The 5886-nt window shown below is 68.0% G+C and carries 5 protein-coding genes; all 5 read right to left on the bottom strand.

From position 1 onward, the window contains the following. Window positions 1-2901 (bottom strand): PKD domain-containing protein (locus ACNPM4_RS01055; RefSeq protein WP_448984403.1); only part of this gene is annotated, 2901 nt, incomplete at its 3' end. A gap of 85 nt (window positions 2902-2986) precedes the next feature. Then, on the bottom strand, window positions 2987-3538 hold the full coding sequence (locus tag ACNPM4_RS01050; RefSeq protein WP_372468315.1) for a DUF4352 domain-containing protein: 552 nt from the start codon (window positions 3536-3538) through the stop codon (window positions 2987-2989). A gap of 174 nt (window positions 3539-3712) precedes the next feature. Further along, window positions 3713-4330 (bottom strand): arsenate reductase/protein-tyrosine-phosphatase family protein, encoded by a 618-nt coding sequence (locus ACNPM4_RS01045; protein ID WP_372468314.1) that lies wholly within the window; start codon window positions 4328-4330, stop codon window positions 3713-3715. Then, on the bottom strand, window positions 4327-5046 hold the full coding sequence (locus ACNPM4_RS01040) for a CDP-alcohol phosphatidyltransferase family protein (RefSeq protein WP_448984402.1): 720 nt from the start codon (window positions 5044-5046) through the stop codon (window positions 4327-4329). The genes ACNPM4_RS01045 and ACNPM4_RS01040 overlap by 4 nt, the downstream gene beginning before the upstream one ends. Next, window positions 5037-5886 (bottom strand): glycosyltransferase family 2 protein (locus ACNPM4_RS01035; protein WP_448984401.1); only part of this gene is annotated, 850 nt, incomplete at its 5' end. The genes ACNPM4_RS01040 and ACNPM4_RS01035, both read right to left, overlap by 10 nt.

Raw genomic sequence — 5886 nt, 5'->3', positions numbered from 1 at the left:
CGCGACCGGATCTGCGTGAGTGGTGACCGCTTGACGCGTGGTCGACGCGGTGCCGCCGCGGTTGTCCGTGACCGTCAGGGTCACCGTGCGCGTTCCCGCCGTGGCGTACACGTGGCTGGCGACCTGGCCGGTCGACGTCGTTCCGTCACCCCAGTTCCATGCGTACGAGGAGATGGTGCCATCGGAATCGGTGGATGCGGACGCATCGGCCGAGACCGAGAGTCCCGTTCCGGTGACCTCGAAGGACGCTGTCGGCAACACGTTCGCCGCCTGGACCACGACCGGCTTCTCCGTCGTCGCGGCCAGCCCGTTGCTGTCGGTGACCGTGAGCTTCGCCGTGTACGTCCCGGAGGCCGTGTAGGTGTGCGAAGTCGTCGCGCCCGTGCCCGCCGGAGAATCGTCGCCGAAGTCCCACCGGTAGCCGGTGATCGTCGCAGAGCCCGCCGGAGCGGACGCGCTGGCGTCGAAGGCCACGTCGAGGTCCGTCGCGGTCGCCGTGAAGGAGGCGGTCGGCGCCTCGAAGCCCTTGCCGACGCCGTAGTGCGTCTGCACCTGGGTCGACGTCAGCGCGTACGGGTAGACAGCGGCCTCATCGAGGGCTCCCTTGAAGTACTTGGAGCTCGGCGCCGAAGGCCAGCTGCTGAGGTTGTCCCCGCCGATGCGCCAGTATCCGAGGTAGTTCTCCGCGGTGGTGCCGGAGGCGTCGGATGCGACGAGCGTGCCGTCGACGTACAGCTTCATCCCCGCAGAGCTCTGCGTCGCCACGGCATGGTGCCAGGCGTTGTCGTTCAAGGCGGTGCTGTTCTGGATCGTCCGAGTGCTCCCGTCATAGGTGCCGAAGACGAGCCGACCGTTGTTGGTCATGTAGAGGTGACGGTCGTAGCTGGTGGAGTCGCCGGAGGCGGCGCTCCCATAGCCGATCAGCTTTCCACCGGTGGTGGAGTTGGTCTTGAACCACACCTCGGTCGAGTACTCGGAGGGTGCGGCGACCTTGTTCGTCGTCGCGACGCGTCCGGTGGAGGAACCGGTGAACGTCGATGCTCCCGTCGCGGTGTTCGCAACGCCGGACGTGGATGTCGAGACGCCCGAGCCGAAGACGGGCGTGTTCGCACCGGCCCAATCCTGCCTGGAGTCTCCCAGGGGGTAGTAGAGCTGCGGCGCGTCGGCCGTCACGGCGTCCACGTACGTGGAGGCAGCTCCTGCCGTCACCGTCGCACTGACGGCCTGGCTGCTCACCGCGTTCCCGTTGCCGTCCTTCGCGACGACGGTGTACTCCTGCTGTGTTCCGGGAGGCGCCGTCTTGTCTTCGAGGCTGATCGTGGGGCGGTTCCACCAGGTCGCGTCGGCCGTCAGCGTGGCGACCGGCGTCGCGGTGCCCGTGCGCCGCAGCTCGTACGTGAGCGTCAGATCGTCGCGATCCCAATTCGAGGGGATCGAGACGCGCACGCGCCCGGGGATGAAGGACTGCGCCGTGGCGGTCCAGTTCGCTCCGGAGACACGCGGACCGTCCTTCGCCCCGGCCGGCGGCGTCGTCGAGAAGCGCACGAGGCCCTCGAAACGGCCGTTGTTGACCGAGCGGAACTCTCCGCCGATCGAGATCATGTTGCCGGCACCGGTAATGGAGAGGCCGGCCTGCCCCATGCCCGTCGTCACGCCGACCGCCCAGTCGGGGGTCCAGGCGTATGCGGACGGCGCCGGAGTGCCGGCCCAGTTCTTGTAGGTGCTGCCTGCCGCGGGCTGATTGCCCAGCGTTCCGCGGGCATCCGCCGTGTACGCCTCGGAGTAGCGATGAGTGCGCGGGTTCTGCTCCGGGTGCATGCCCTGCGTGCTGCAGGCGTGAGTGTGGCTCGTCGTGTAGACGACCTTGCCCGTGGAGTAGACGCCGTAGTGGTCGCCGAGGCAGTCCGAGATCCAACGCACCTGGCCGGTCCCGGCCTCAGCCGCAAAAGTACCTTCCAGGTTGCCGACGTCGGCGCTGGCGTAGACCCAGCCGGTCCCGAATACGGCGGTGGAGTCGGCCGCCAGCCCGAAGATACCGGCCTTGCCCGAGCTCGCGCCGGTGTTGTAGCCGTTCTTGACGGTCTGCGGAAGCGCCCAGGAAGTGTCCACAGCGCCGGTCGACTTGTCGAGGGCGACAGCGCCGCGCATCGTCAGGTCGCCGTTGACCTGAGAGAAGCGGCCGGCGGCGATGACGTTCTGTCCTGCGGGGTCCATGACCATCGCATCGACCTGCAGGTCGGTCTGCGGCGCCCAGCCCAGCAGTGCACCATTGGCAGCGTTGAACGCCGCGAGGTTCTTGCGCGCCGTGCCGTTGCCCTGCGTGAACAAGCCTCCGACGTACACACTCGACCCGGACGTGGCCATCGCGTAGACGCCGCTTCCGCCGATCGACGGATTGAAGCCGGGAACCAGCTGGCCGGTCACCGCGTCGAGCGCCGCGAAGTTCCAGCGCGCCTGCCCGTTGACCGAGTTGAACGACCCACCGATGTAGATGCGGCTGCCGTCGGGTGAGGCCGCGACCGCCTTGATCACGCCGTTCACCTGCGGGGCGAACGACAGCAGCTGGCCCGTGTTGATGTCATATGCGAGCACGTTCGACCGCGCCGTCAGACTCGTCCCCGGCACCGCCAGTGGCGCGCGCGCATTGTCGAATTTGCCCACCGCGTACACGGTCGAGCCGATCGTCGTCTGCGACCAGACGTAGCCGTTGTCGATCTGCACCGTCGGAATAGGATCCGACGTCACGACGTTTTCGTCACGCTGCAGCAACGGCGGCGGTGACACGTCGGCAGCCGAAGCCGCCTGTGCCCCCAGCGTCGTCATCCCCGCGACCAGCAACGCTGCTGTCACGACAGAACCCAGCGCTCCCAGCGCCCGCTTCGTGATTGTTGTGTTCCCCATTAGTGACTCCCCAGCCGCAGAACGTTCTTGAGTATGAAATTGCGAAAGTGCGATGAAAGATCGGTGCGCGGCAGCGCACCCATTGTCAGGACAGCGTGCCGGCGAATGTGGCCACCGGCTCGCCCGCGGCGTAGTTGACGCTGATCTTGACCGAGCGCCCCTTCGTCGGATCGAGCATGAAGACGTAGGTTCCGGTGGCCTCGGCGCCCGCGGCCAGATCGCCCGTCAGCGGCTTGTTCGGCCCCGCGGTCGTGGCCACGCCGATGTCTCCGTCGTCCGTCGTCAGACTGACGACCGCGGATTCGATGCTCTGCGCCCGCTTCGAGTCATTGGACACGGAGACGTCGACCACCACGGCCGGACCGGCGTATTCTCCCGGCGTCTCCGGCTCGACGGTCATGGTCGAGATCTTGTCGATCGTGACGACCATGTCGGTCGACAGGGCGATCGGCTCGTCGAGCGCTCCGCTCTGCACCGTCAGCGACGGCGCCTCGGTGGGCCCTGCGGCCTCATCCTCGGCGGGCGGCGTCCAGTCGGTGGTGCTGGTGCCCTCGGGCGTCGGCTCCTCGGAGGCGTCGGGGGCTGCCGTGCAGCCTGCCGTCACGAGTGCGAGCACCACCAGAGGCGCGATGAACATCGCGCGTCTCGAGCGCGAAGGGCCGTCCCCAGAACGGCATGATGAAACATTGAACACTGCAGCTCCCCAGAACCCAGATCCCCATCCGAAGCCCCCTCGGCCTCGGTCCCCCACCGCGTAGAACGCGGCATCGGCTAATGATAGTGCGGGGAGTGGGAAACCACAAGGCTTTGCTCAGGATGCGTGCCGACGGTGCCCGCCGAGCTGGGCGAGGATCGTCGCCGTGGACGACTGAACCTCGGCGAGGGTCTCCCGGTGGCCCCGGCTGCCGTGCCGGTCGGCGATGCTGGTCGGATCGACGGCTCCCCGGTTGCCGAAGAGCCGTCGGATCCTGCTCCCGGCTCCGTCGCTGCCGGCGAGCGGCGTCGCCCGGGACCGCGCTCGGTCCAGATACGCGACGTAGTCCGCCACGCGGTCGGGCCCCGTGGAGGAGAAGCCCGCTCCGAGGTGGGCGGCTTCTTTGAGGGTGAACATCCAATCGCGCGAGCGCGGCGCGAGCCGCACCAGCTCGCCACGGATGTCCCGTGACGCCGTGAGGATCAGGGTGGACTGCTCGATGAGTTCGATGGTCACCGGCCGCGCGTGGTGGGACTGCGCCTGTTCGCGCCATCCCTCGTCATCGTGGAGCGACGAGACCAGCTCGCAGATCGCATCACCCTCGGTCGCGCGGACGCCCGCGCTGCTGACCGATATAGATGAGTCCGCACCGAATCCCCGCCGCAGGCCGAGCTCCGCCAACGGCGACCGGCAGACGTTCGCGGCGCACACGACCAGGATCTTCTCACCGGTCATGCGTCGGCACCGAGCTTCCCGATCTCGCGGAACCACTTGACCGCGGCGAGCGCGAGGAACAGGACCGCGGCGGTACACAGCAGGCCGTAGCCGATGAGGAACGCCGGCGTCCAGCCCCACAGCACGAAGACGAGGCAGACGAGGCCGAAGTCGGTGGGCAACAGGACGAGCGATCGCACGAGCGTGCCTCCGCCGCGCTCGTGGGTCGACGCCACGGCGTGCTTCCCCTTGAGGAGGTCGTTGAGGAGCATCCCGGAGAAGGTCGTCGAGGCGACGATGCTGAACACGATCGGGATCAGCAGCAGCACCGGTGTCTCCGGGAGGACCCGGTAGAGCCCGATCAGCACCCCGAGGTGGAGGGACGCGATCTTGAGCGTGTCGATGAAATGGTCGAGCCACTCGCCCTGCGGACTGCCCCCGCCGCGGAGACGCGCGACCTGGCCGTCGGCGGAATCCCAGGCGTAGCCGAGCACGAGCAGCACGGCGATCAGGAAGCCCATGGGCACGTTCACCGGCCCGAAGGCGATCAGCCCGATCGCGACGAAGGAGTGCACCGCACTGATGATCGAGACCTGGTTCGGCGTGAGCCCGATGCGGTAGGCGACGGCGGCGAGGAATCGTCCGATCCGACGATTCACGTACACGGAGTACGCGGGGGCGCCACGCGCATGGCCCTTCTGCGCGCGCGCGAGACGTCGGTATGCGTCTACGACCATTTCCTGCCCTTCCGATCGGTCTCCGGGGTGCGTGCGATCCGCCGAGCCTCTCGCACCCCGCGAAGGTAGGCGCGGATCGGAGCGGCCGACTGGATCAGCTGACGGCGTCCGCCGCGGAGGATCACCTCGCGAGCTGTCCTCGGGATCGAGCGGCGCCAGCGCCGCACGCCCGCCTCGTCGAGGTGACGTACGGCGAAGAGCATCCGGTTTCGGATGTTGTAGTAGTAGTAGGTCTCCGATTTCGCTCGCGAGACCCCGGGGTCGGCGCGCTGCGTGCCGCCCTCGTCGTGGACCGCACTCGCGTCTTCAACGAGCGCCAGCGATCCGCCGGCCGACACGACCTTCCGCGAGAAGTCGACATCCTCCCAGTACAGGAAGTAGTCGTCATCGAATCCGCCCGCGAGCTCCCAGACCTCGCGCGTGATCCACAGGCATGCGCCGCTCAGCCAGGGTTCGAACGGCTGCGGGTCGCCCGCCACGCGTTTACGTCGCGCGCGCATCGTTCCGTCGTCGAGCAGGAGATCGATACCGGCGAACCACGTACGCCCATCCGAGTCGGAGATGACCGGTGAGGCGAGTGTCGTCCGGGAAGCCGCAGTGGTGGATTCCAGCAGGCGCAGCGACTCGCGGTCGATGTGCGCATCCGGGTTGATGACGAGGACGTCGGTCGCCCCATCGGCGAGCGCGCGCTCCACGCCGATGTTCACACCGCCGCCGAAGCCCGTGTTGGACTGGGGCGCGATCAGCGTCCACTCGTTCGCCCTCGCGACGTCTTCCGCGGCTCGACGCTCGTCAGCGGTGGACCAGTTGTCGACCACGATCACCGTCGCGTCGGGGTCG

It is taken from the genome of Microbacterium umsixpiens (genome assembly GCF_053543675.1).
The sequence above is the reverse complement of the archived record's forward strand: the minus strand, read 5'-3'. Positions and strand labels throughout refer to the sequence as shown.

Coding starts and splice junctions, on each gene's coding strand:
- ACNPM4_RS01050 (WP_372468315.1), bottom strand. CDS start 3,538: ATGTTCATCGCGCCTCTGGTGGTGCTCGCACTCGTGACGGCAGGCTGC.
- ACNPM4_RS01045 (WP_372468314.1), bottom strand. CDS start 4,330: ATGACCGGTGAGAAGATCCTGGTCGTGTGCGCCGCGAACGTCTGCCGG.
- ACNPM4_RS01040 (WP_448984402.1), bottom strand. CDS start 5,046: ATGGTCGTAGACGCATACCGACGTCTCGCGCGCGCGCAGAAGGGCCAT.